The following is a 22,389-nucleotide window of genomic DNA, read 5'->3' on the forward strand; positions in this document are numbered from 1 at the left end:
CCTGTGACGGGCGGCGGCCGCCGCCCCCACGGGATCAGAAGTGGACGTACTCGTAGTCGAAGGGCTGGCCGTTGATGCCGTTGGTCGGCGGGGCGATCCAGCCGGCGATCTTGCCGGGCTCGTAGACCGGGCGCATCAGGTTCTGCACGTGGGCCTTGTCGCCGGCGCTGGGCAGCCAGGAGTCCTCCTTGGCCTTCCACGCGTCCGCGCCGACCACCTCCCCCGAGGGCGTGACGTGGTACTCGGAGAACAGCCCGACCTGCCGGTTGAAGCCGACGTGCGGCAGGTACAGCGACTCGGCGAAGCCGTTCTTGGCCAGGATCCGGTTCCAGCGCTTGAGCCCGGACTGGCAGTCCTTGACGTACTCGTTGCGCAGGTCGAGGTTGAGCGCCAGCAGCGCCGACACCTCGTCGGTGCTCATCCGGCCGTCCTTGACCGTGTCGATGGTGAAGGCGTCCTCGGTGAGCTTGTGGTCGTCGCGGCGGCGCTCCTCCTGCCAGCGGCCCTTGAGCCCGGCGGTGAAGTAGTTGGCCGCGTTCGTGGACTGCTCGGAGCCGAACAGGTCCAGCGACACCGAGTAGTGGAAGTTGATGTACTTCTGGATCACGTCCAGCGGGATGCCGCCGTGCGGGGCGACGTCGGAGGTGTCGTGCTCGTGCATCAGCTCGCAGGTCCGCGTGACCACCCGGTCGATGCCGGTGGTGCCCACGAACATGTGGTGCGCCTCCTCCTTCAACATGAACTCGCAGGTGCGCGAGAGCGGGTCGAAGGCGGACTCCTTCAGCGTGCCGAGCTGGTACTTGCCGTCCCGGTCGGTGAAGTAGGTGAACATGTAGAACGACAGCCAGTCCGGCGTCTCCTCGTTGAACGCCCCGAGGATGCGCGGGGAGTCCAGGTCGCCGGAGTTGCGCTGCAGCAGCGCCTCGGCCTCCTCGCGGCCGTTGCGCCCGAAGTAGGCGTGCAGCAGGTAGACCATCGCCCAGAGGTGCCGGCCCTCCTCCACGTTGACCTGGAAGAGGTTGCGCAGGTCGTACAGCGAGGGCGCGGTCTCGCCGAGGCGGCGCTGCTGCTCCACCGAGGCCGGCTCGGTGTCGCCCTGGATCACGATCAGCCGCTGCAGGTCGGCGCGGTACTCACCGGGGACCTGCTGCCAGACCGGCTCGCCCTTCTGCTCGCCGAAGGCGATCCGCCGGTCGTCGCCGCGCTCGGCGAGGAACACGCCCCACCGGTACTCCTCCATGGCGACGTGCCCGAACTGCGCCCAGCCCTCCTTGCCGACGTCGACCGCCGTGCGCAAGTAGACGTCCTGGGTGGGGACGGCGGGGCCCATCGTCTTCCACCAGTTGAGGAAGTTGGGCTGCCAGGACTCCAGCGCCCGCTGCAGCTTCCGGTCACCCGCGAGATCGACGTTGTTGGGGATCTTCTCGCTGTAGTCGATCGACATTGCCTCAGACCCGCTTCCTGTCGAACTCCGCCTTGCGTCCCGTGCCGTAGCGGCGCAACGCCCCCTCCGGGCCGGAGGCGTTGGGCCGCACGAAGATCCAGTTCTGCCAGGCGGTCAGCCGCCCGAAGATCCGCGTCTCCATCGTCTCCGGGCCGACGAACCGGTGGTTGGCCTCCATCCCGGTCAGCGCGTCCGGGGACAAGGACGCCCGCTCCTCCAGCATGATCCGGATCTCGTCCTCCCAGTCGATGTCGTCCGGGGCGTCGGTGACCAGGCCCAGCTCGAGGGCCTCCCGGGCCTCGATCCGCCGGTCGGTCTCCTGCCGCAGCTTGGTCACGTGGTCCGCGTCCCCCCAGAACCTGCTGGCCAGCCGGGAGAGGCCGTTGCCCATCGGGAAGGTCCCGAAGTTGCTGGCGGACAGCATGATCTGGGCCTCGTCACCCTGTTCCGAGTCGTCCTCGTCCAGCGTGCCGTCGAGCATGTACTGCCGGTCGCAGGCCAGCGCCAGCTCCAGCAGCGCCCCGGCGGAGCAGGACCCGGGCTCGATCAGCGCGATCAACGACCGGGAGGTCACGTCGAGCCGCTTGAGCACCCGCTTGAAGTAGTGCCGGATCTCGTTGACCAGCCAGTCGTCGCCCGAGTGCTCGGCGATGAGCCGCTCGAAGGCCAGCGCGTCCTCGACCTCGCCGCGCGTCCGGATCACCCAGGTGCCCAGCTCGAGCTCGTTCGACCGCAACCGCAGGATCAGGTCGTCGAGCTCCCGGGTCATGGCCAGCGGCCAGAACGCCTCGCCCAGCTCGTGCACCCGCTCCAGGGACTCCGGCACGCCGCCGTCCGGGCCGGACACGGTGATCTCCACCAGCCCGCGCCCGCGCTCGAACTCGGCCTTGACGTGCCGGTACGTGATTCCGTCCGCCGTCACCGTCGGCTCCAGCGGCGGCAGCGCGACACCCTGCGCGTCCGTGGGGCGCGACGACGCGGCGGCCGCCGCCTTCGCCCGCTCGGCGACCGTCTCGGCCCAGACCCGCTTCGGGATCGTCTCGTCGACGAGCTTCCACTCCACGGCCTGTTTGCCGCGGATCCCCTCGGCGCGGGTGGCGAACACGTCCGCCCGGTCCTTGCGCACCTTCCGCTTGTCCGTGACCCGGGTCAGCCCGCCGGTGCCCGGCAGCACGCCCAGCAACGGGACCTCGGGCAGCGACACCGCCGACGAGTTGTCGTCGATCAGCAGGATCTGCTCGCAGGCCAGGGCCAGCTCGTAGCCACCGCCGGCCGCGGTGCCGTTGACCGCCGCGATCCAGGTCTGATTCGAGTTCTCGGTGGCGTCCTCGATCCCGTTGCGCGTCTCGTTGGTGAACTTGCAGAAGTTCACCTTCCACGGGTGGCTCGACTGCGCGAGCATCCGGATGTTCGCGCCAGCACAGAAGTTCTTGTCCTTCGCGCTGGTCACCACCACCGCGCGCACGCCAGGGTGCTCGAACCGCAGCCGCTGCGTGGCGTCGTAGAGCTCGATGTCCACGCCCAGGTCGTACGAGTTCATCTTCAGCTCGTAGCCCGGCACGATGCCCGCCGTCTCGTCGACGTCGAGGGTCAGCGTGGCGACCTCACCGTCGACGTCGAGCCTCCAGTGCCGGTACTCCGCCGGGGACGTGGCGAAGGAGACCTCCGGGACCTGTTCCTCGCCGGCCGGATCGGACGGGTCGCTCATTCCGGGGCCTCCTGTCGTCGCTGCAGGTCGGGAAGGGATACCTCGTGCGGTGGCACCCGACACTCTACAACACTGAGGCTTAGCGTCAACGATCTGTGGAACGTCGATCGCCGCGGAGGCCCCGCGCGGCCCGGACGGGGCGGGCGGCACCTCCGGCACCTCCGACACCTCCGGCGAAGGAGATCGACTATTCTCGAAATCGGACGCGCCCCGGTTCGCGCGGTTCTTCCGATATCGCCCCGATGCCCGAGCGCGATTCGTCCCCGGAACACCTTTCGTGAGGCCCGTTCATCGCCCGGAAACCGCGGCGGAGTGCCGCCGGAAACAGATCCCGCGAAGCATTCCGCCCCGACCGGTCGACGGGGAGCGGAGGCAGGAGTGATCAACACCGGGGACACCGCCTGGGTGCTCGCGAGCGCGGCACTCGTCATGCTGATGACACCGGGCCTGGCCTTCTTCTACGGCGGCATGGTGCGCAGCAAGAGCGTGCTCAACATGCTGATGATGAACTTCATCTGCCTCGCCGTGGTCGGGGTGCTGTGGGCGTTGTTCGGCTACAGCTGGGCCTTCGGGAACGACAAGTTCGGCGGCCTCGTCGGCGACGGCGAGTTCGCGGGTCTGGCGAACACGATCGGGCACCTCGTCGGCGTCGCCTCGGCCACCGCGCCGTGGCCCGGGACCGACGCCCTGCCGGCCCTGTCCTTCGTGATGTTCCAGCTGATGTTCGCGGTCATCACCCCGGCGCTGGTCTCCGGCGCGATCGCGGACCGCGCGAAGTTCTGGTCGTGGACGCTCTTCGTCGCCGGCTGGGCCACGCTCTGCTACTTCCCGGTGGCGCACTGGGTGTTCGCGTTCGACGGGTTCACCGGGCCGGACAACGTCGGCGGCTGGATCGCCAACACCCTCAAGGCCGAGGACTTCGCCGGCGGCACCGCCGTCCACATCAACGCCGGCGCGGCCGGGCTGGCGCTCGCGATCGTGCTCGGGCGGCGCAAGGGCTGGCCGCGCGAGCGCATGCGGCCGCACAGCCTGCCGTTCGTGCTGCTCGGCGCGAGCCTGCTCTGGTTCGGCTGGTACGGGTTCAACGCGGGCTCGGCGCTCGGCGCGAGCGACCTGGCCGGCGTCGCGTTCACGAACACCACGCTCGCCACCTGCACCGCGGTGCTGGGCTGGCTGCTCGTCGAGCAGATCCGCGACGGCAGGCCGACGACCCTGGGCGCCGCGTCCGGCGCCGTCGCCGGCCTGGTCGCCATCACCCCGGCCTGCGGGTACGTGGCGCCGATGGGGGCGCTGGCGATCGGGCTGATCGCGGGTGCGCTGTGTGCCCTGGCCGTCGGCCTGAAGTTCCGGTTCGGCTTCGACGACTCGCTCGACGTCGTCGGCGTCCACCTCGTCGGCGGGCTGGTCGGCACCCTGCTGATCGGCTTCTTCGGCGACAACGACGTCAACGCGGCCGCCCTCGGCGAGAACGGCCTGTTCTACGGCGGCGGGTTCCTCCAGCTCGGTCGGCAGGCGCTCGCGGCGGGCGCGGTGCTGCTCTACTCGTTCGTCGTCGCGACGGTCCTCGGGCTGGTCATCAAGGCCACCCTCGGCTTCCGGGTCGACGAGGAGTCCGAGGCGACCGGCGTCGACGAGGCCGAACACGCCGAGACCGGCTACGACTACTCCGCCCTGACGGGCGGCCGGGGCCCGAACGGCATGCACGCCGCGGCCGGCGACACCGCGACCCGGGTCGAGAGCTCCTCGTGAAGCTGGTGACCGCCGTCGTCCAGCCCTTCACGCTCGGCCCGGTCCGCGACGCGCTGGAGCAGCTGGCGATCCTCGGCATGACGATCACCGAGGTCAAGGGCTACGGCCGGCAGAAGGGACACACCGAGATCTACCGCGGCGCGGAGTACGACGTCGACCTCATCCCGAAGCTGAAGATCGAGGTCGTCTGCGGCGACGACCTCGCCGACAAGGTGTTCGACGCCGTCGCCGGGGCGGCGCGGACCGGCCGGATCGGCGACGGCAAGGTCTGGGTGACCCCCGTCGAGCACGTCGTCCGGGTGCGCACCGGGGAGCGGGGCGAGGACGCGGTCTGAGTGCCCGGCTCGTTCAGCGGGCGGTGGCCTCCGTGCGGGCCGTCCCGAGCCGCCCGCCGAACTCGATCCCCTTGGCCTCCCTGCCGAGCAGCGTCAGGAGGGCGACCGCGACGAGGACCGGCACGATCGTCCAGAGCAGCGCGAACGGGTAGCCGTGCTTGGCGGCGAGAGCCTGCTGGAGGGGCAGGTTGAAGGCCGCGAGGCAGTTCCCGAGCTGGTAGGTGACGCCCGGGTAGAAGCCGCGGATGGTGTCCGGCGACATCTCGGTCAGGTGCGCCGGGATCACGCCCCAGGCGCCCTGCACCACGACCTGCATGAGGAAGGCACCGAGCGCGAGCCAGCCCGCGGTCGGCGCCAGCGCGAAGAGCGGGGCGATCGGGAGGCCGAGGACCGCGCAGAAGACGATCGTGTACCGGCGGCCGAAACGCTCGGAGAGCGACCCGAAGACGACGCCACCGATCGTGGCCCCGACGGTGTAGAGCACGGCGATCCACGTGGCGGTGGTCTCCGACAGCGCGGCGCCGCCGTTGTCGTGGGCCTTCAGGAACGTCGGGTAGAGGTCCTGCGTGCCGTGGCTCATCCAGTTGAAGGCGGTCATCAGCAGGATCAGGTAGACGAAGCGGCGCAGCACCGCGGGATTGAGGAACACGTCGCGCAGCGACGACTGCGTGACCCGCATCCGCTCCCGTGTCTCCTCCCAGACCTCGGACTCCTTGACCCGGGTGCGGATCAGCAGGCTGAGCAGGGCCGGGAGCACCGACAGCGCGAAGAGCCAGCGCCAGCCCAGGTCCCACCACGACAGCACGACGAGCGAGGCCAGCGAGGCCAGCAGGTAGCCCAGCGAGTAGCCCTGCTGGAGCACGCCCGAGAAGAAGCCGCGCCGGTTCGCGGGGATCTTCTCCATGGCCAGCGCCGCGCCGAGCCCCCACTCGCCGCCCATTCCGATGCCGTAGAGCAGGCGCAGGACCAGCAGCACGGTGAAGTTCGGCGAGAAGGCGCACAGGAAACCGACGACGGAGTAGAAGCTGACGTCGACCAGCAGCGGGATGCGCCGCCCCCGGCGGTCCGCCCAGAGCCCGAAGATGATCGCGCCGACCGGCCGCATGATCAGCGTCGCCGTCGTCAGGAAGGCCATCGTCGTGAGCGAGACGTGGAACTCCTTGGCGATGTCCGCGTAGACCAGGACCACGATGAAGTAGTCGAACGCGTCCATCGTCCAGCCCAGCAGGGCGGCGACGAAGGAATTGCGCTGGTCCGCCGTGAGCGGAGTGTGTTTCGATCCCGACCGACCGACCATGCCGTCCCTTTCCACCGCACCCCCGGGCCCGGCGCGGACGCTACGCGCGGGAAAGTGGTGCCGCCCGGACGGAGTCCCTTTTCTCCCGCATTCCGCCGCGACTACCCGAAAGGGCGGAAGAGCCCGTTCGGGGCGGTCGGCGGTCGGCGCACGGCACGTGGTCGAATGGACGTCGTGGGTGACGAGCGCGGACAGGCCGGCCCGGAGCAGCTGCCGGCTCCGGAGGCCCTCCTCGCCGCGCCCGGGTACGTCGCCCGGCGGCTGCACCACGCCTACACCGCCGCCTGGCAGCGCTACGTGGACCCGCTGCTGACGGGCCCGCAGTTCGCGGTCCTGACCGCGGTCGACGCCTACCCCGGCGTCGAGCAGGGATCGCTGGCCCGCGCCGTCGCGCTCGACCGGTCCACGATGGCGAGCATCGTGCGCCGGCTCGAGGACCGCGACCTGATCACCCGGGTCACCCCGCCCGAGGACGGGCGCAAGCGGCTGCTGCACCTCACCGAGGCGGGCTCGGCCACCCTGGCGCAGGCCTACGAGAAGGCCCGCGCGCTCGACATGCTGCTCATGCGCGGCATCGGGCGCGACGACGAGACCGCCCTCCTCACGCGGCTCAACGGCATCGCCGAGCACTGGGAGTCCCTGGTCGACGACTGACAGTGAGGACGGGGGCGAGCCCCGCCCCGAGCTCCCGCGAGTCGCGCCCCGTACTCCCGCGAGTCGCGAGATCCGGTAGCGCCACGGTGGCGCAGGTCACGGCAGGGTTCGCGCATCCGAGGGCGGGTGTTGCCGGTCCGTGTTCCGGGTTTCTGACGCGTTACAGCTTGCTCCACCCCTTGCGTTCCGGGATCGTCAGTGTTCGGATTATCTCCGCCGGGCGGCGCACAGACCGCTCTGAGCTGCCGCATCGCGGGAGCCCGGCGGGGACGGCGCACCGTCCAGAATGGATCTATCCCGGGAGGGACACGTGGCCAGCCAGTCGTTCACGGTCACCGTCGTCGGCGGCGGGCTCGGTGGTCTCACCACCGCGCTCGCCCTGCGCCGGCGGGGGCTGCGCACGGTCGTCCTCGAGCAGGCGGCCCAGCTGGGCGAGGTGGGTGCGGGCATCCAGACCGCCCCCAACGCCAGCCGCATCCTCTTCGGGCTCGGCCTGCGCAAGCAGATGCAGGCCATCCGGACCGCCCCCACCGACCAGGTGCGGAGGCGCTGGCAGGACGGCAGCATCATCGCCTCGCTGCCGCTGGGCGAGCGCGTGGTGCGCGAGTACGGGGCTCCGTACTGGCACTACCACCGCGCCGACCTGCACCGGATCCTGCTCGACGCCTGTCTCGACCCGGACGGCCCGGGGCCGGTCACCGAGGTCCACACCGACTCGGCGGTCGCCGAGCTGGACCGCTCCGACCCCACCCGCCCGGTCGCCGTCACGGCCGACGGCCGGCGCTTCGTGGGCGACGTCCTGGTCGGCGCCGACGGCATCCGCTCACGGGTCCGCGACGCCGCCGGCTTCGACGACACGCTCGTCTTCTCCGGGGAGATGTGCTATCGCGCGTTGATCCCCGGCGACAAGATCGCGGCCGACCCCGCGACCCGCTTCCTGCTCGACCGCTTCCACTCCACGATCTGGTACGGGCCCGACCGACACCTCGTGCACTACTTCGTCCGCGGCGGGGAACACCTCAACGTGGTCGCGGTCGTCCCGAACACGCTCGACACCACCGACGCCTGGACGCTCCCGGCGACGGCGGACGAGCTGGTCGACGCCTTCCCCGGCTGGGACGACCGGGTCGCGGCGATGCTGTCCAAGGCCGAGGGGGACGCGTCGAAGTGGGCGCTGTTCCGCCGCCGCCGGGACCCGGTGTGGGTCGACGGCCGGGTCGCCCTGCTCGGCGACGCCTGCCACGCGATGCTGCCGTACCAGGCCCAGGGCGCGTCGCAGGCCATGGAGGACGCGGCCGTCCTGGCCGAGGAGCTCGGCGGCGTGACCCGCGACGGCATCGACGCGGCGCTGATCCGCTACGTGAACCGCCGGGCCACCCACGCCGGCATGGTCCAGGACGCCTCCCTGGAGAACATGCGCTTCTACCATCTGCCCGACGGCCCGGAGCAGCGCGAACGCGACGCGCAGCTGGCCGACTTCCGGGGCGAGTCGGACGTCTCGTACGACTGGCTCTGGGGCGGTTCGCCGCTGAACGACCCCGACACCGAGTCCCACTCCTATCCGTTCGCCCGCTGACCGCCCCCCCACCGGAACCGGAGCACACCATGCGTACAGGCGACCAGGTCGTCCAGGACCTCCCGTGGAAGTGGGGGGTGCAGGGAAGGATCTTCGTCATCGGCGGTCTCGGGTACATGTTCGACGCCTGGGACGTCTCCCTGAACGGCTTCCTCACCCCGCTGCTCGGCACCGAGTTCGGGCTCTCCACCGGCCAGCGCGGCCTCGTCGCGACGGCCAACCTGATCGGCATGGCGGTCGGCGCCATCGCCTGGGGCACGATCGCCGACCGGATGGGCCGCAAGAAGGCCTTCTCGATCACCCTGATGATCTTCGCGCTGTTCTCCGTGCTGGGCGCGCTGTCGCCGAGCTGGGAGGTCTTCCTGGTGCTGCGCTTCCTGGCCGGCGTCGGCCTGGGCGGCTGCATCCCGGTGGACTACGCGATCGTCAGCGAGTTCTCCCCGAAGAAGCAGCGCGGCCGCGTACTGGCCGCGATGGACGGCTGGTGGCCGATCGGGACGACGCTCGCCGGCGTCACGGCCACGTTCCTCGTGCCCGTCGGCGGCAACTGGCGCTGGATGCTCGCGCTGATGGTGCTGCCCGCGATCCTGCTGTTCTGGATCCGCCGCGGGGTGCCCGAGTCGCCGCTCTACCTGGCCCGCACCGGCCGCGAGGCCGAGGCCCGCGAGGTGATCGACGACATGGTCCGCCGGACCGGCGCCACGCCCGAGCAGTACGAGATCCCGGCCGTGGTGCCGGAGGCCGCCGCGTCGCGCAGGAAGGGCTTGTCGGCCGCCTTCGACCAGCTCCGGCTGGTGTGGGCCTACAACCCGGTCGTCACCGGCGTGGCCTGGGCGCTGTTCATCTCGGTGATGGTCGTCTACTACGCCGCCCTGTCCTGGATGCCCTCGATCCTGCGGGCGCAGGGCATGGGCGAGGTCGCGGCCTTCGGCTCGACGACGGTCATGAACGCGGTCGGCATCCTGGGCGTGATCACCTCCGTGCTGCTCGTCGAGGTGGTCGGCCGCAAGTGGGTCATCGGCGTCGCCGCCCCGCTCGCCGCGATCGCGCTGGTGGTGTTCTCGCTGGTCCTGGGCTCGTCGACGGCCGCCATCGTGATGATCGCGGTGTTCGGGTTCTTCGCCCTGGTGGTCATCCCGGTCATGTACGCCTACGTCTCCGAGCTGTACCCGACCGAGCTGCGCGCCAGCGGCTTCGGCTGGGCCTCGTCCATGAGCCGGGCGGTCACCGGTTTCGTGCCGCTGATCTTCGGCAGCGTGCTCTGGCCGGTCCTGGGCCTGCCGCTGACGTTCGCGCTGATGGCGGTCGTGGTGCTCGGCGCCGTGCTCTACATGGCGCTCGGCGCACCGGAGACCAAGGGGCGCGAGCTCGACCGGATCACCGGCACCGAGGAGGTCACCGGGGCCGAGGCGCCCGCTCCGTCCGCGGGGGCCGTCCGCTCGTGAAGCCCGCCGCCTTCGAGTACCACCGCGCCCGCTCCGTGGCGGGCGCGGTGGGGCTCCTCACCGAGCTCGGCGACGAGGCCAAGGTCGTCGCCGGGGGACAGAGCCTCGTCGCGATGATGAACTTCCGGCTGGCCCGCCCCGAGCACCTGGTCGACATCACGCACATCGACGGGCTCGCCGAGATCCGGCGCGAGGGCGACACGCTGCGCGTCGGCGCGCTCACCACGCACCGGACCGTCGAGAAGGCGGAACTCGGTGACTTCGCCGTGCTGTCCCGCGCGATGCGCTGGGTGGGCCACCTGCCGATCCGCACCCGCGGCACGGTCGGCGGCAGCATCGCGCACGCCGACGCGACCGCCGAGTGGTGCCTGCTCGCCGTCCTGCTCGAGGCCCGGATCGTGGCCGAGGGGCCGGCGGGCCGGCGGGAGATCCCGGCCGAGGAGTTCTTCCTGGGCCCCTTCACCACCGCCCTGGAGCCCGACGAGCTGATCGTCGAGCTCGTGTTCCCCCACCCGGCGCCCCGCGCCGCGCTGACCGAGTACGCCGACCGCAAGGGCGACTTCGCCCTGGTCGCGGCCGCTGTCGACCTCGACACGGACCGGATCGTGCTCGGTGGGGTCGGCCCCGTCCCGACCGTCGTGCGCGGCGGGTGGTCCTCCGGCGCCGCCTCCCGCGCACGCGCGGCGGCGGCCGCGGACTCCCTGGACCTGCGGGACGAGCCCGGGATCAGCGCGCACTACCGCCGCGGGCTGGTCCGCACGCTGGTCGAACGCGCCTACGAGGAGGCTGCCCGTGGCTGAGCCGAGGTTCCGACGCGACGGCGCCTGGGTCGGCGCCTCCGTGCCCCGCCGCGAGGACCCGCGCCTGTTGGCCGGCCGCGGCCGGTTCGTCGACGACATCACCCTGCCCGGCATGCTGCACGCCCAGTTCGTCCGCAGCACCGAGGCGCACGCCCGGCTGCTCGCCGTCGACCTCGACGAGGTCCGCGCGGTGCCCGGCGTGGTCGCCGCCTACACCGCCGCGGACCTGGACCTGGCGGACATCACCGCGCTGCTCGACCGCCCGGCGCACGAGTTCGTGCCCACCGCCATGCCGGTCCTCGCCCGGGACACGGTGCGCTACGTCGGCGAGCCGGTGGCGGTCGTCGTCGCGAAGGACCCGTACGCGGCCGAGGACGGCGTCGAGGCGGCCGTCGTGGAGTACGCGCCGCTCGAACCGGTGGTGAGCGATCTCGGGGCCCTGGCGGAGGGCGCCCCGCTGGTGCACGCCGGGGCCCCCCGCAACACGCTCGTCGACGTCTCGCTCTTCGCCACCGAGGGCATCGACGACGTGTTCTCCGAGGCCCACACCGTGGTCGAGGTGCGCACGAAGACCGGGCGGCAGAACGCGCTCCCGCTCGAGACCCGCGGCGTCGTCGCCGACTGGGACGACCGGGACGAGCAGCTGCGCGTGCAGACTTGCTCCCAGGTCCCCCACCAGGTGCGCACGGTGCTGGCGCGGTGCGTCGGGCTGGACGAGAAGCAGGTCCGGGTCACCGTGCCGGACATGGGCGGCGGCTTCGGGCAGAAGTGCGTGGTCGGGCGCGAGGAGATCGCCGCCGCGGCGGCCGCGCTGCGCCTGCGCCGGCCGGTCAAGTGGATCGAGGACCGGCGGGACGCGCTCACCGCCGCGTTCCTCGCCCGCGAGCAGCGCTACACCGTCCGCGCGGCCTTCTCCGCCGACGGCGAGATCCTCGGCCTCGACGCCGACGTCGTCTGCGACATGGGGGCCTACTCCTGCTACCCGTTCACGGCGGGCATCGAGCCACTGATGGCCTCCGCCGAGATGCCGGGCGTCTACCGTGTGCCGGCGTACCGCGTGCGCGGGCGGGCGGTCACCACGAACAAGGCGCCCACCGCGCCGTACCGCGGCGTGAGCCGGCCGCAGTACGTCATGGTCGTCGAGCGGGTGTTCGAGAAGGCCGCCCGGGCGCTCGGGATCGACGCGGTGGAGCTGCGGCGCCGCAACCTGATCACGGTCTTCCCGTACACGGGCGTCAACAACATCACCTACGATCCGGGCTCCTACCTCGAGTCGCTCGACCTCTGCGAGAAGACGTTGCGCGACGAGGGCTGGTTCTCTCGTCGTTCGGACGAGAACAGGGTGATCGGGATCGGATTCGCCTGCTTCTCCGAGCGGACCGGCTACGGCTCCGGCGCCTTCGCGCAGCGGAAGATGCAGGTCGTGCCGGGCTTCGACATCTCCGAGATCCGGATGGACCTGAACGGCACGGTCTCCGTCACGACGGGCACGCTGTCGCACGGGCAGAGCCACGAGACCACGATGGCGCAGATCGTCGCCGACCGGCTCGGCGTCCCGTACGACCGCGTGAAGATCGTGCAGGGCGACACGGACCGGATCACCTACGGGTGGGGCTCCTTCGCCTCCCGGTCGATCACCATCGGGGGCAGTGCCGTCGCGGCGGCGTCGGTGAAGCTCGGCGACCAGCTGCGCGAGATCGCGGCGCACCTCCTCGGGGGCGACGTCGAGTCGGCCGTGCTCGAGGACGGCGGGGTGCGGGTCGGCTCGTCGTGGCTCTCGTACGCGGACATCGCCGACGTGGCGTACCTGAAGGCGCACCTGCTGCCCAAGGGCGTCGGGCCGGGGCTGGCGGCCACCGCGAGCTTCGACGTCGGCGGCGACGGGACCTTCTCCAACGCCACGCACGGCTGCGTCGTCGAGCTGGACCCGGGCACCGGCGGCGTCGAGATCCTGCGGTACGTCTGCGTCGAGGACTGCGGGGTGGCGATCCACCCGCAGGTGGTGGAGGGGCAGGCGCGCGGCGGGATCGCGCAGGGCATCGCGGGGGCGTTGTTCGAGGAGGTCCGGTACGACGACGCGGGCCAGCCCCTCGCCCCGAGCTTCATGGAGTACAAGGTCCCGACCGCGAGGGAGATCCCGGACGTGCGGATCGAGCACCTGGAGACGCCGTGCGCGTTCACGGAGAACGGGGCCAAGGGCGCCGGCGAGGGCGGAACGATCGGGGCGCCGGCCGCGGTGCTGAACGCCGTGAACGACGCCCTGCGGCACACCGGCGTCGAGCTGGACGACACCCCGATCCCCCGCGAGGCGATCTTCCGCGCGTTGGAGGTTTCATGATCCAGTTGGTGGAGCTCGTCGTGAACGGCGAGCGGCACGACCTCGCGATCGAGCCGCGCCGCACCCTGGTCGACGTCCTGCGGCACGACCTGGGTCTCACGGGCACGCACGTCGGGTGCGAGCACGGGATCTGCGGGGCCTGCACGGTGCTGGTCGACGGCGCGCCGGCGCGGGCGTGCCTGATCTTCGCGGCGCAGGTGGAGGGCGCGGAGATCCGGACGGTGGAGTCGCTGGCCGCGCCGGACGGCACGCTCAACGACCTCCAGCAGTGCTTCTCCGAGCACCACGGCCTGCAGTGCGGCTTCTGCACGCCGGGCATGCTCATGCTGGCCGAGGGCTACCTCGCCGAGGAGCCCGAGCCCACGACCGAGGAGATCCGCGACGTCGTCGCCTCCAACCTCTGTCGCTGCACGGGCTACCAGACGATCGTGGAGGCGATCGACGACTGCGCCACCCGCCGCCGGGCGGCGTTCCAGGACCGGCTCGACAGGAGTGCGTCATGAGTGTGCACGGATCTTCGACGGACGCGACCTACGAGCGGGCGGGCTTCGGGGCGCCGGTGCGCCGCGGCGAACGGCCCGCGATCGTGGTCGTGGACCTGACGAAGGGGTTCACCGACCCCGCGTACCCGACGGGCGCCGACCTGACCGAGGTCGTCGCGGCGACCTCCCGGCTGGTCACGGAGGCCGCCGCGGCGGACGTCCCGGTCGTCTACACGACGATCGGCTACACGCCCGCGGAGATGGACACCGTCACCTGGCTGGACAAGGCACCCGGGATGCGGGCGCTGGCCGTGGGCTCCGAGGCGGTGGAGATCGACGCCCGGCTGCCGTTCTCGGACGCCGACCACCTGATCCTGAAGAAGGGCGCGTCGGCGTTCTTCGGGACCGGGCTGGCGGCGTTGCTGGCGTCCCTGCGGGTGGACACCGTGATCGTGTGCGGCGCCACGACCAGCGGATGCGTGCGCGCCACCGCCGTCGACGCACTGCAGTCCGGCTACCCCGTGCTCGTGCCGCGGGAGTGCGTGGGCGACCGGGCCGACGGTCCCGCCGAGGCGAACCTGTTCGACATCCAGGCCAAGTACGGCGACGTGATCCCGCTCGACGACGCCCTGGCCTACGTGGGAGGACTCAAGTGACGCCACCCGACGTGCGCTGTGTCCGGCAGGACGCCCTCGCGGATCTCGCGGACGTCCCCGCGAGGTCCCGGTGGGTGCGCAACGGAGCCGTCCGACTGCACCTGCTCGACTACGGCGGGACCGGCGTCCCGATCGTGATCATCCCGGGGATCACCAGCCCGGCGATCACGATGGACTTCGTCGCACGCGCGCTGATCGACCTGGGGCGGCCGATCGTGGTCGACGTCCGCGGGCGCGGGCTGTCGGACACCGGGGACGCGTACACGCTGGCGGACTACGCCTCGGACACCCTGGCCGTGCTCGACGGGCTCGACGACCCGGTGCTCGTCGGGCACTCGATGGGCGCGCGGATCGCGGCCGCGACGGCGGTGCGGCGGCCGCTGCGGGGCACCGTGCTGGTCGACCCGCCCATGAGCGGGCCCGGCCGGGGTCCGTACCCGACCACGCTCGAGGCCTTCCTCGGCCAGCTCGACGAGGCCGTGCGCGGGACGACGGCGGACGAGGTCGCTCGCTCGTGGCCGCGCTGGCCGCGGCGGGAGCAGGAGCTGCGGGCGCGGTGGCTGTCGAGCTGCGCGCGCACGGCGATCGCCGAGACGCACCGCGGTTTCGAGAGCGAGGACTTCTTCGAGGTCTGGCCCTCGGTCCCGGCCCCGACCACGCTTCTCCACGGCGCCGACTCCCCCGTCGTGACGCCCGAGGGTGCCAAGGAGGCGGCGACGACCAACCCCGCGGCAGCCCTGGTCGAGATCCCCGACGCCGGGCACATGGTGTTCTGGGACAACCCGCCCGAGGCCCTGCGCCTCCTCCGCGACGCCCTGCACCCCCTCGTGTGACCCCACGTGTCGCGCTGTGCCCCCGCCCCCCGCCCCCCGGCGCGAGTCGCGCGTTCCGGCACCGCGAGTCGCGACTTCCGGCAGCGCGAGTCGCGACTTCCGGCAGCGCGAGTCGCGAGCTGTGGCACCGCGAGTCGCGAGCTGTGGCACCGCGAGTCGCGAGCTGTGGCACCGCGAGTCGCGAGCTGTGGCACCGCGAGTCGGCAGTTTCCGGTCATCGAACTACACAGGTCGGGAGGCCTCCGCGCGGGAATAGGGATGCGCCTCGCCGGGCCCGGTGCCTAACGTGATCACGCCCTGCTCCCCGAGACCACGGACCGCACGATGACCACCGACGCCCGTATCCGCCGCGCCCTGGCCAACTGCTCGAAGGGCGAGGCCGGCCGGCTGGCCCTGCCTCCCGAGGTCCGCGAGCTCGACCTCGACGCGCTCGACGACGTCGTCGGCTGGCGGGACGCGAAGGCCCCGGACCGCGCCGTGCTGCTGGTCCCCGGCTCCGACGAGCCGATCGCGGTACTGCTCCGCGCCGCGTCGAACGCCGTGGGCACGACGGCGATGTGCGCGCTCTGCCGCACCACCCACAGCGCCGGGGGCACCGTTCTGTTCACCGCTGCCCGCCGCGGAGGCAAGGGACGCAACGGGAACACCGTCGGTACGTACGTGTGTGCCGATCTCGGCTGCCGCCATCACATCCGGGTCGAGAAGGCGACGGCGGCGCTGCGGCCCCCGCCGGGCCTGTCCGTCGACGAGCGGCGCGCCGGCCTGCGCGAGCGCGCCACGGCGTTCGTCGAAGAGGTCGTGCGCTGACGGCGCCGGTCGTCGAGCAGGAGCTCGGGGTCGGATGACCAAGCGTCCCCGACCACGAGCTCCTGGTGATCACGGAGCGAAGGGAAAGGTCGCGAGCGGGTCCCACGGGCCCCCGCGATAGCGACAGAGCCCCGGCGCCACGACGAGGATGGGCTCGGGTGCCTCGCCCGTCCGCGAGTCGGCCACGAGCAGGCGCAACTCGGTCACTCCGATCCGCCGACTCGCGCTACCCGAACCGCCGACTCGCGGGGCGGACTCAGGTGGGGGTGGGGTGGGTGGTGAGGAAGGCGTCGAGCTCGGCGCGGGTGGGGGCGGTGGCGGGGCCGGGCCTGGTGACCGCGAGGGCCGCGGCGGCGTTGGCGCGGCGGGCGGCCTCGGGCACGGTGGCACCGCGGAGCAGCTCGGCGGCGAGGACGCCGCAGTGGGCGTCGCCGGCGCCGTTGGTGTCGACCGCCTCGACCCGCACCCCGGGCACGTGCTCGACCTCCCCACCGCGGACCAGCAGGCACCCGGCGGCGCCGTCGCGGACCAGGACGACCGCCTCGTCCCGCAGCCGCCGGCCCAGCGCGAGCCCGGCGCGCGCCGGGTCGGGCTCACCGGACAGCAGCCGGGCCTCGCGGGCGTTGCAGCTCAGCACGCAGGTCCGGCTCAGCATCCGCGCCCACAACCCGGGCTCGATCTCGGCGGCGAGCGGGCCCGGGTCGACCAGGACCGCGCCGCCGGACAGCGCCAGGATCTGCTCGGCCTTGGCCGGGACGAGCAGGCTGTACCCGCTGACGTAGACCACGTCGGCCGCGCTCACCGCGGGCAGCGCTCCCGCCACCGCTGTCTCCGCGCCGCTGCCGGTGACGAACGTCCGCTCACCGGTGTCGTCGACCAGCACCACGCACACGCCGGTGTCCTGCTCCGCCATCGGCTGCGCGACGGCGATCCCCTCGGCGGCGAGCGCGGCCCGGGTGAGGTCGCCGTGCGGGCCGCGCCCGTGGCCGCCCGTGTAGAGCACCGACGCACCCGACCGCGCGGCCGCGGCCATGACGTTGAACCCGCCGCCGGCGTGCGTCGACGTGTCGGAGGCCAGGACGTCACCGCCCGCGGGAGGCAGGGCCGGCACCCGCATGACCAGGTCGATCACGACCTGTCCGGTGTGGACGAGGCGGCCGGTCACGTCGGGCGCCCCGCGGCCGTCCGGGCCCCGCCCAGCGCCGCGTACACCCCGGCGCCGACCACGAACGTGATCACCCAGGCCAGGCCGTTCTCCCCGAACCAGGTGCCCGCGAGGGGGCCGGTGAACCACGCGTCGTCGGACGGGCCGGCCGTGGTGAACAGGTACCCGACGACGATCGCCGCCGCCCAGGCCCCGAAGGCCCGCGGCTCCACCCCGGCCCGGTACCAGTACGCGCTGGTCCGCGACGTGTCCACGAGCGCCACGGGGTCGTAGTGTCGTCGCTTCAGCATGTCGACCGTGAACACCCCCACCCAGGCGGTGATCGGCACCGCCAGCGCGCTGATGAAGGCGATGAAGGGCGTGTAGAAGCCGTCGGCGACGAGGATGAAGTAGATCGCGCCGAGGAAGGTCACCACGACGTCGACCACCACGGCCCACACCCGTCGCACGCGGATGCCCAGGGTCAGCGTGGTGAGGCCCGCCGAGTAGACCGACAGGTGGTTGGACAGCAGCAGCCCGCCGAACGCCGCGATCAGGTACGGCACGGCCATCCAGGTCGGGAGCATGGCGCGGAGGGCGGCGACCGGGTCGCCGGCCTCGGCCAGCGAGGGGTCGCCGGCGGCGAGCATGCTGCCGAGCGAGATGAGCAGGACCAGCGGGATGCCGGCGCCGGCGGCGGCGGACAGCACCAGTGAGCCGGCCCGCACGGCGGGGGCCTGGTAGCGGGACATGTCCGCAGAGGCGTTGGCCCAGCCGATGCCGGTCCCCGCGGCGATCACGCCCACCCCGGCCACGACGACGCCGATCGGCGCGGGCGACGCGGCACCGACCGCCGCCCAGTCGATGGTCGCCACGAGGAACCCGCCGACGACGAGGTTGAGCAGGCCGAACACCCAGGTCGCCCACCGCTGCACGGCGACCAGGAAGGCGTGCCCGAGTCCCGCGACCACCACGGTGAGCGCCTCGAACACCGCGATGCAGACGATCGTGAGCACCGGGTGCTCCTTCGCCTGCGGGCTGGTGCCGAACAGGATCGTGGCCAGCGAGAGCAGCGCGAACGCCGCCGTCGTGGTGTTCACGGTCTCCCAACCGAGGCGGGAGAGCAGCGACACCAGGGTCGGGCCGATGTTGCCCCGCGCGCCGAAGACGGCCCGGGACAGGGTGAGCCCCGGCGCGCCGCCGCGCCGCCCGGCGATCGAGACGGCGCCGACGATGGCGAAGGAGCCGACCGCGCCCAGCACGGCCGCGACCACGGCCTGCCACACGGTCATGCCCATCGCGACGAGCGTCGCCCCGAGCGGGAGGCCCAGGATCGAGATGTTGGCCGCGAACCACACCCAGAAGAGCTGGCCGGGGCGGCCCTTCCGCTCCTCGGCGGGCACGGGCTCGATGCCACGTGTCTCCAGTGTGGACGCTTCGGCGGGGGTCGTGCCGGTCGTGCGGGTGGCCATCGTGGCCTCCTTCTAGGAGCGGGACCGGAGGGCGAGCAACCCGTCGACGACGGGTTCGAGATCGAGGGCGTTGACCGTGCGGACCTGCGCGAGCAGGTCCGCCGGGAGCCCGGTGACGCCGTGCTGCGCGCCGAGCACCGCCCCGCAGATCGCGGCGACGGTGTCGGTGTCGCCGCCGAGGGAGGCGGCGGTGGTGAGGGCGGCCCGCGGGTCCGCGCCGAGCGCCTCGACCAGCGCGAACGCGGCGATCACGGACTCGTTGGCCGCCACGGAGGTGCCGACGACATCGGCGAGGGCGTCGGTCAGCACGCTGCGGGAGAGCCCCGGCACCCAGCCGCGGACCCACCGGAGGCGGGCGGCGATGTCACCGCCCGCCACCCAGTGCCCGCGGCGGGCGCCGGACTCGGCGGCCCGCTCGGCGGCGTCCAGCGCGGCAGGGAGCCCCGCGCCGGCGACGCCCGCGGACACCGCGGCGGCCACCGCCGCGGCCGCCCCGATGCCGAGGCCGGTGTGGTGGGTGACCCGGCTCGACTCCACGACGGCGTCGAGCAGACCGGGACCGGCGACGGCGATGCCGACCGGGGCGACGCGCATGGCGGCGCCGTTGGTGGTGCCGTCGCGCCCCGCCTTGTCCGGGGACTCGCCCTCGCGCAGCCGGGTCAGCGCGCGCCGGGTGGACGGTCCGAGCAGGTCGAGGGACCCGCGCCGGATCATGTCCTCCTCCCAGTCCTCGAGGGCGGCCGCGAAGGCGTGCGGGTCGACGGTCCCGTCGCCCTCGATCAGCAGCCGGGCGAGGAGCAGGGCCTGCTCGGTGTCGTCGGTGACGGTGCCGGCCGGCAGGTTCGGGGCGATCGGCTGGTCGGGGGCACCGTCGAGGAGGCGGTCGACCACGCCGTAGCGGTGCGCGATCTCGGGGCGGGACAGCGACTGGGTCGGCATCCCCAGGGCGTCGCCGAGCGCGAGGCCGTACAGGGCGCCGAGCGCACGGTCCCGGATCATCGGGACCCGCCGAAGGTCAGGTGGAAGCGGAACCGCTGCGGGTCGAGGAGGCTGACGACGTGCTCGACCAGGCCGCCGTCGGCGCCACGGGTCACGCGCACGGCCCGCAGGAAGGGCGCGCCCGGCTCGCGCTCGAGCAGGGCGGCGTCGGCGGCGTCGAGCGGCTCGACCGAGATCCACTGGTCGCCGGCGACCCCGTGCAGCCCCGCCGCGCGCAGGGTCGCCGTGATCGAGTCGTCGACGAGGCCGCGGGTCGGCAGTGCGGCGAGCAGGCCGACTGCCGGCAACGACGCCGTCTCGACCGACACCGGGCGGCCCGCGGACCGCCGCAGCCGGCGGACGGTGACCAGCGACCCCTCCCGCTCCTCGACGGCCGGGTCGCCGCCCGCCGCGATGCCCAGCAGCTCGGTCGTGACCTCGGCGCCGGAGTCCGACAGCGCCCGCGCCCAGCCGATCTCCTGGTCGAGGGGCACGCCGTCGAACGTCACGAAGGAACCGACGCCGGTCTCCGTGGTGATCAGCTCGCGGCGCTGCAGCTCGGCCAGGGCGCTGCGCACGGTGCCGCGGGACACGCGGTACCGGGCGGCGAGCTGGTTCTCCCCGGGCAGGCGCTCACCGCGGGCGAGCCGGCCGGCGCGGATGTGCGCGGCGAGGTCCTCGACCAGCCGCGACCGCTTCGAGTGGCCGACCTGTTCAGTCATGTCCCTACTTGTACAGTCCTGTACATCAGGTGTCCACCCCCGGGTGGAGATCCGAGGTCCCACCCGCAGGTGGACGCCCCGGACGCGCCCGGTTCCTAGCGTGGTCGGCATGCTTCGACGTCCGACGGGCCGACCCGACCTGCTGCTCGGGATCGTGGCCCCGATCGCCGCCTACTGGGTGCTCACCGGGCTGGGCGCGTCCGACCTGACCGCGCTGACCTGGGGGGCACTGTTCCCGCTGGCCGGCGTCCTGATCGGGATCGCGCGCGGGCGGCGGGTCGACGTGCTCGCCGCCCTCTCGCTCGGCGCGATCGCCGTGAGCCTCACCGGCGGGCTGCTCCTGCACAGCACGACGTTCCTGCTGGTCAAGGAGTCGCTCGTGACCGGCGTGATCGGGCTGGCCTTCCTGGGCTCGCTGCTCGCCCGGCGCCCGCTGCCCGTGGTGCTGCTGCGCGGCCGGCCCGGGGCGGCGGAGGTGATCGAGACCCGCTGGGCCGATCCGGGGTTCCGTCGCGCGCTGCGGGGGATCACGATCGTGTGGGGGTGCGCGCTGCTCGCCGAGGCGGGCCTGCGCGTGGTCCTGGCCCTGCTCGTGCCACCGGGGGTGCTGATGATCGCCTCGCCGCTGCTCGCGGCCGCCGTGCTCGGTCCGGTCGCGCTGTGGACGGCCCGCCGCCGGTCCGCCCTGCGGCGCACACCGGTCCCCGTTCCCGCCTGACGACCCGCCCCGAGGAGGAGCACATGACCACCACCGTCCCGCAGCTGCCCTTCACCCGGCCCGGCGTGCTGGACATCGCGCCGCTCTACGCCGAGCTGCGCGAGCGCACCCCGATCTGCGCGGTGCGCACCGCGACCGGCGACCCGGCGTGGCTGGTCACCGGGCACGCCGAGTGCCGGGCGTTGTTCGCCGACCCGCGCCTGGGCCGGTCGCACCCCGATCCCGAGCGCGCCTCCCGCGTCTCCGGCTCGGCGATCCTGGGCGGCCCGATGATGGGCGACCCGGAGACCGAGCGGGAGCAGCACGCGCTGATGCGCCGCCTGCTCGCCCCGGCCTTCTCCGCCCGGCGCATGCTGCGCCTGCGCGATCACGTCGACGAGCTGGTCGGGCGGGCGCTCGACGCCCTCGCCGCCGCCGGACCGCCCGCCGACCTGCACGAACACCTCGCCCTGCCGGTCCCGATCCTCGTCATCTGCGAGCTGCTCGGGGTGCCGTACGAGGACCGGACCCGGTTCCGTGCCTGGTCCGAGGGTGCGGGACGGCTCGACGACCACGGGGCCGCCCAGCAGTCCCTGCAGGCCCTGGTCACCTACGTCCACGGCCTCGTGGCGCGCAAGCGCGAGGAACCGGGCGAGGACGTCCTCAGCGACCTCGCCGCCTCCGGTCCGGACCACGACTGGCAGAGCGCCTCCCTGGCCGCGGCCCTGCTCTTCGCCGGACACGAGACCACGGTGACCCGCATCGACGTCGGCACGGTCCTCCTGCTGCAGCACCCGGAGCACTGGGCCGCGCTGGCCGCCGATCCCACGCTGGTGCCGGACACGGTCGAGGAGATCCTGCGGCTGGCCGCGCCCGGCGGCAGCGGCCTGCCCCGCTACGCCCACACCGACGTCGAGATCGGCGGGGTGACGATCCGGACGGGCGACTGCGTGGTCCTCGCCCCGGCCGCGGCCAACCGCGACCCGGGGGCCTTCCCCGCCCCCGAGAGCTTCGAGCCGGGCCGCGCCGACGGCCGCAACCACCTCTCCTTCGGCCACGGCCCGCGCTACTGCATCGGGGCGAGCCTCGCCCGCGTCGAGCTGCAGGCCGTGTTCACCGCACTCCCGGCCCGCTTCCCCGACCTGCGCCTCGACCGCCCGGTCGACGCGCTGCCGCTGCGGGCGGACCTGCTCACCGGGGGCCTCGACGCCCTGCCCGTGACCTGGTCGTAGGCCCGGCCCGGGTGCAGCGG

At 72.9% G+C, this 22,389-nt stretch carries 20 protein-coding genes; 13 read left to right on the plus strand and 7 right to left on the minus strand.

Annotated elements, in window-relative coordinates:
- Positions 1–34 precede the first annotated feature (34 nt).
- On the minus strand, positions 35–1,444 hold the full coding sequence (boxB, locus tag LWC35_RS02010) for a benzoyl-CoA 2,3-epoxidase subunit BoxB (RefSeq protein ID WP_232868124.1): 1,410 nt from the start codon (positions 1,442–1,444) through the stop codon (positions 35–37).
- 4 nt (positions 1,445–1,448) lie between these two features.
- Positions 1,449–3,152 (minus strand): 2,3-epoxybenzoyl-CoA dihydrolase, encoded by a 1,704-nt coding sequence (gene boxC / locus LWC35_RS02015; protein WP_232868125.1) that lies wholly within the window; start codon positions 3,150–3,152, stop codon positions 1,449–1,451.
- 378 nt (positions 3,153–3,530) lie between these two features.
- Between boxC and LWC35_RS02020 the strand changes: the two genes are divergently transcribed.
- Both LWC35_RS02020 and LWC35_RS02025 read left to right on the plus strand, forming a co-directional pair.
- The gene (locus LWC35_RS02020) at positions 3,531–4,901 is read left to right on the plus strand and encodes an ammonium transporter (protein WP_308194438.1); all 1,371 of its coding nucleotides are present in this window, start codon (positions 3,531–3,533) and stop codon (positions 4,899–4,901) included.
- Entirely contained in the window at positions 4,898–5,236 is a 339-nt protein-coding gene (locus LWC35_RS02025) for a P-II family nitrogen regulator (RefSeq protein ID WP_232868126.1), read from the plus strand. The genes LWC35_RS02020 and LWC35_RS02025 overlap by 4 nt, the downstream gene beginning before the upstream one ends.
- A 13-nt stretch (positions 5,237–5,249) precedes the next feature.
- Here the strand turns inward: LWC35_RS02025 and LWC35_RS02030 are convergent, their stop codons facing one another.
- Positions 5,250–6,533: an MFS transporter gene (locus LWC35_RS02030; RefSeq protein ID WP_232868127.1), complete on the minus strand. Its 1,284-nt coding sequence runs from the start codon at positions 6,531–6,533 to the stop codon at positions 5,250–5,252.
- A 165-nt stretch (positions 6,534–6,698) separates the two neighbouring features.
- Between LWC35_RS02030 and LWC35_RS02035 the strand changes: the two genes are divergently transcribed.
- From LWC35_RS02035 to LWC35_RS02075, 9 genes are all read left to right on the plus strand, one after another.
- A complete protein-coding gene (locus LWC35_RS02035) occupies positions 6,699–7,187 on the plus strand; it encodes a MarR family winged helix-turn-helix transcriptional regulator (protein WP_232868128.1) in 489 nt (162 codons plus the stop codon).
- Positions 7,188–7,497: 310 nt separating this feature from the next.
- Positions 7,498–8,763, plus strand: a complete 1,266-nt coding sequence (locus LWC35_RS02040) for an FAD-dependent monooxygenase (protein ID WP_232868129.1) — start codon at positions 7,498–7,500, stop codon at positions 8,761–8,763.
- Between the two features lie 29 nt (positions 8,764–8,792).
- Entirely contained in the window at positions 8,793–10,208 is a 1,416-nt protein-coding gene (locus LWC35_RS02045; RefSeq protein ID WP_232868130.1) for an MFS transporter, read from the plus strand.
- Positions 10,205–11,008 (plus strand): FAD binding domain-containing protein, encoded by an 804-nt coding sequence (locus LWC35_RS02050; protein ID WP_232868131.1) that lies wholly within the window; start codon positions 10,205–10,207, stop codon positions 11,006–11,008. Before LWC35_RS02045 ends, LWC35_RS02050 begins: the two co-directional genes overlap by 4 nt.
- Positions 11,001–13,346 carry a xanthine dehydrogenase family protein molybdopterin-binding subunit gene (locus LWC35_RS02055; protein WP_232868132.1) on the plus strand — a complete coding sequence of 782 codons (2,346 nt, stop codon included), beginning with the start codon at positions 11,001–11,003 and terminating at the stop codon, positions 13,344–13,346. The genes LWC35_RS02050 and LWC35_RS02055 overlap by 8 nt, the downstream gene beginning before the upstream one ends.
- The gene (locus LWC35_RS02060) at positions 13,343–13,849 is read left to right on the plus strand and encodes a (2Fe-2S)-binding protein (protein WP_232868133.1); all 507 of its coding nucleotides are present in this window, start codon (positions 13,343–13,345) and stop codon (positions 13,847–13,849) included. The genes LWC35_RS02055 and LWC35_RS02060 overlap by 4 nt, the downstream gene beginning before the upstream one ends.
- Entirely contained in the window at positions 13,846–14,484 is a 639-nt protein-coding gene (locus LWC35_RS02065; protein ID WP_232868134.1) for an isochorismatase family protein, read from the plus strand. Before LWC35_RS02060 ends, LWC35_RS02065 begins: the two co-directional genes overlap by 4 nt.
- Entirely contained in the window at positions 14,481–15,317 is an 837-nt protein-coding gene (locus LWC35_RS02070) for an alpha/beta fold hydrolase (RefSeq protein WP_232868135.1), read from the plus strand. The genes LWC35_RS02065 and LWC35_RS02070 overlap by 4 nt, the downstream gene beginning before the upstream one ends.
- Before the next feature lie 324 nt (positions 15,318–15,641).
- On the plus strand, positions 15,642–16,124 hold the full coding sequence (locus tag LWC35_RS02075) for an FBP domain-containing protein (RefSeq protein ID WP_232868136.1): 483 nt from the start codon (positions 15,642–15,644) through the stop codon (positions 16,122–16,124).
- Between the two features lie 256 nt (positions 16,125–16,380).
- On the opposite strand, the gene LWC35_RS02080 is transcribed toward LWC35_RS02075, so the two are convergent.
- The 4 genes from LWC35_RS02080 to LWC35_RS02095 are packed head-to-tail and all read right to left on the minus strand — an operon-like array spanning position 16,381 to position 20,440.
- Complete coding sequence (locus LWC35_RS02080; protein WP_232868137.1) at positions 16,381–17,289, minus strand: PfkB family carbohydrate kinase; 909 nt, start codon at positions 17,287–17,289, stop codon at positions 16,381–16,383.
- Entirely contained in the window at positions 17,286–18,740 is a 1,455-nt protein-coding gene (locus tag LWC35_RS02085; protein WP_232868138.1) for a purine-cytosine permease family protein, read from the minus strand. The genes LWC35_RS02080 and LWC35_RS02085 overlap by 4 nt, the downstream gene beginning before the upstream one ends.
- Positions 18,741–18,752: 12 nt before the next feature.
- The gene (locus LWC35_RS02090) at positions 18,753–19,739 is read right to left on the minus strand and encodes an ADP-ribosylglycohydrolase family protein (RefSeq protein ID WP_232868139.1); all 987 of its coding nucleotides are present in this window, start codon (positions 19,737–19,739) and stop codon (positions 18,753–18,755) included.
- Complete coding sequence (locus tag LWC35_RS02095) at positions 19,736–20,440, minus strand: GntR family transcriptional regulator (protein WP_232868140.1); 705 nt, start codon at positions 20,438–20,440, stop codon at positions 19,736–19,738. The genes LWC35_RS02090 and LWC35_RS02095 overlap by 4 nt, the downstream gene beginning before the upstream one ends.
- Before the next feature lie 109 nt (positions 20,441–20,549).
- Here LWC35_RS02095 and LWC35_RS02100 point away from each other — a divergent pair, with 109 nt between their 5' ends.
- Positions 20,550–21,158, plus strand: coding sequence for a VC0807 family protein (locus LWC35_RS02100; RefSeq protein ID WP_232868141.1), 609 nt, complete (start codon positions 20,550–20,552; stop codon positions 21,156–21,158).
- A gap of 23 nt (positions 21,159–21,181) precedes the next feature.
- Positions 21,182–22,369 (plus strand): cytochrome P450, encoded by a 1,188-nt coding sequence (locus LWC35_RS02105; RefSeq protein ID WP_232868142.1) that lies wholly within the window; start codon positions 21,182–21,184, stop codon positions 22,367–22,369.
- Positions 22,370–22,389: the final 20 nt, after the last annotated feature.

Origin of the sequence: Pseudonocardia kujensis (assembly GCF_021283305.1) — a bacterium.
GTDB classification, from domain to species: domain Bacteria; phylum Actinomycetota; class Actinomycetes; order Mycobacteriales; family Pseudonocardiaceae; genus Pseudonocardia; species Pseudonocardia kujensis.

Excerpts from the sequence above, each read along its gene's own strand:
- boxB (WP_232868124.1), bottom strand. The coding sequence starts at position 1,444 with ATGTCGATCGACTACAGCGAGAAGATCCCCAACAACGTCGATCTCGCG.
- boxC (WP_232868125.1), bottom strand. The coding sequence starts at position 3,152 with ATGAGCGACCCGTCCGATCCGGCCGGCGAGGAACAGGTCCCGGAGGTC.
- LWC35_RS02030 (WP_232868127.1), bottom strand. The coding sequence starts at position 6,533 with ATGGTCGGTCGGTCGGGATCGAAACACACTCCGCTCACGGCGGACCAG.
- LWC35_RS02035 (WP_232868128.1), top strand. The coding sequence starts at position 6,699 with ATGGACGTCGTGGGTGACGAGCGCGGACAGGCCGGCCCGGAGCAGCTG.
- LWC35_RS02045 (WP_232868130.1), top strand. The coding sequence starts at position 8,793 with ATGCGTACAGGCGACCAGGTCGTCCAGGACCTCCCGTGGAAGTGGGGG.
- LWC35_RS02060 (WP_232868133.1), top strand. The coding sequence starts at position 13,343 with ATGATCCAGTTGGTGGAGCTCGTCGTGAACGGCGAGCGGCACGACCTC.
- LWC35_RS02065 (WP_232868134.1), top strand. The coding sequence starts at position 13,846 with ATGAGTGTGCACGGATCTTCGACGGACGCGACCTACGAGCGGGCGGGC.
- LWC35_RS02075 (WP_232868136.1), top strand. The coding sequence starts at position 15,642 with ATGACCACCGACGCCCGTATCCGCCGCGCCCTGGCCAACTGCTCGAAG.
- LWC35_RS02085 (WP_232868138.1), bottom strand. The coding sequence starts at position 18,740 with ATGGCCACCCGCACGACCGGCACGACCCCCGCCGAAGCGTCCACACTG.
- LWC35_RS02090 (WP_232868139.1), bottom strand. The coding sequence starts at position 19,739 with ATGATCCGGGACCGTGCGCTCGGCGCCCTGTACGGCCTCGCGCTCGGC.
- LWC35_RS02095 (WP_232868140.1), bottom strand. The coding sequence starts at position 20,440 with ATGACTGAACAGGTCGGCCACTCGAAGCGGTCGCGGCTGGTCGAGGAC.
- LWC35_RS02100 (WP_232868141.1), top strand. The coding sequence starts at position 20,550 with ATGCTTCGACGTCCGACGGGCCGACCCGACCTGCTGCTCGGGATCGTG.
- LWC35_RS02105 (WP_232868142.1), top strand. The coding sequence starts at position 21,182 with ATGACCACCACCGTCCCGCAGCTGCCCTTCACCCGGCCCGGCGTGCTG.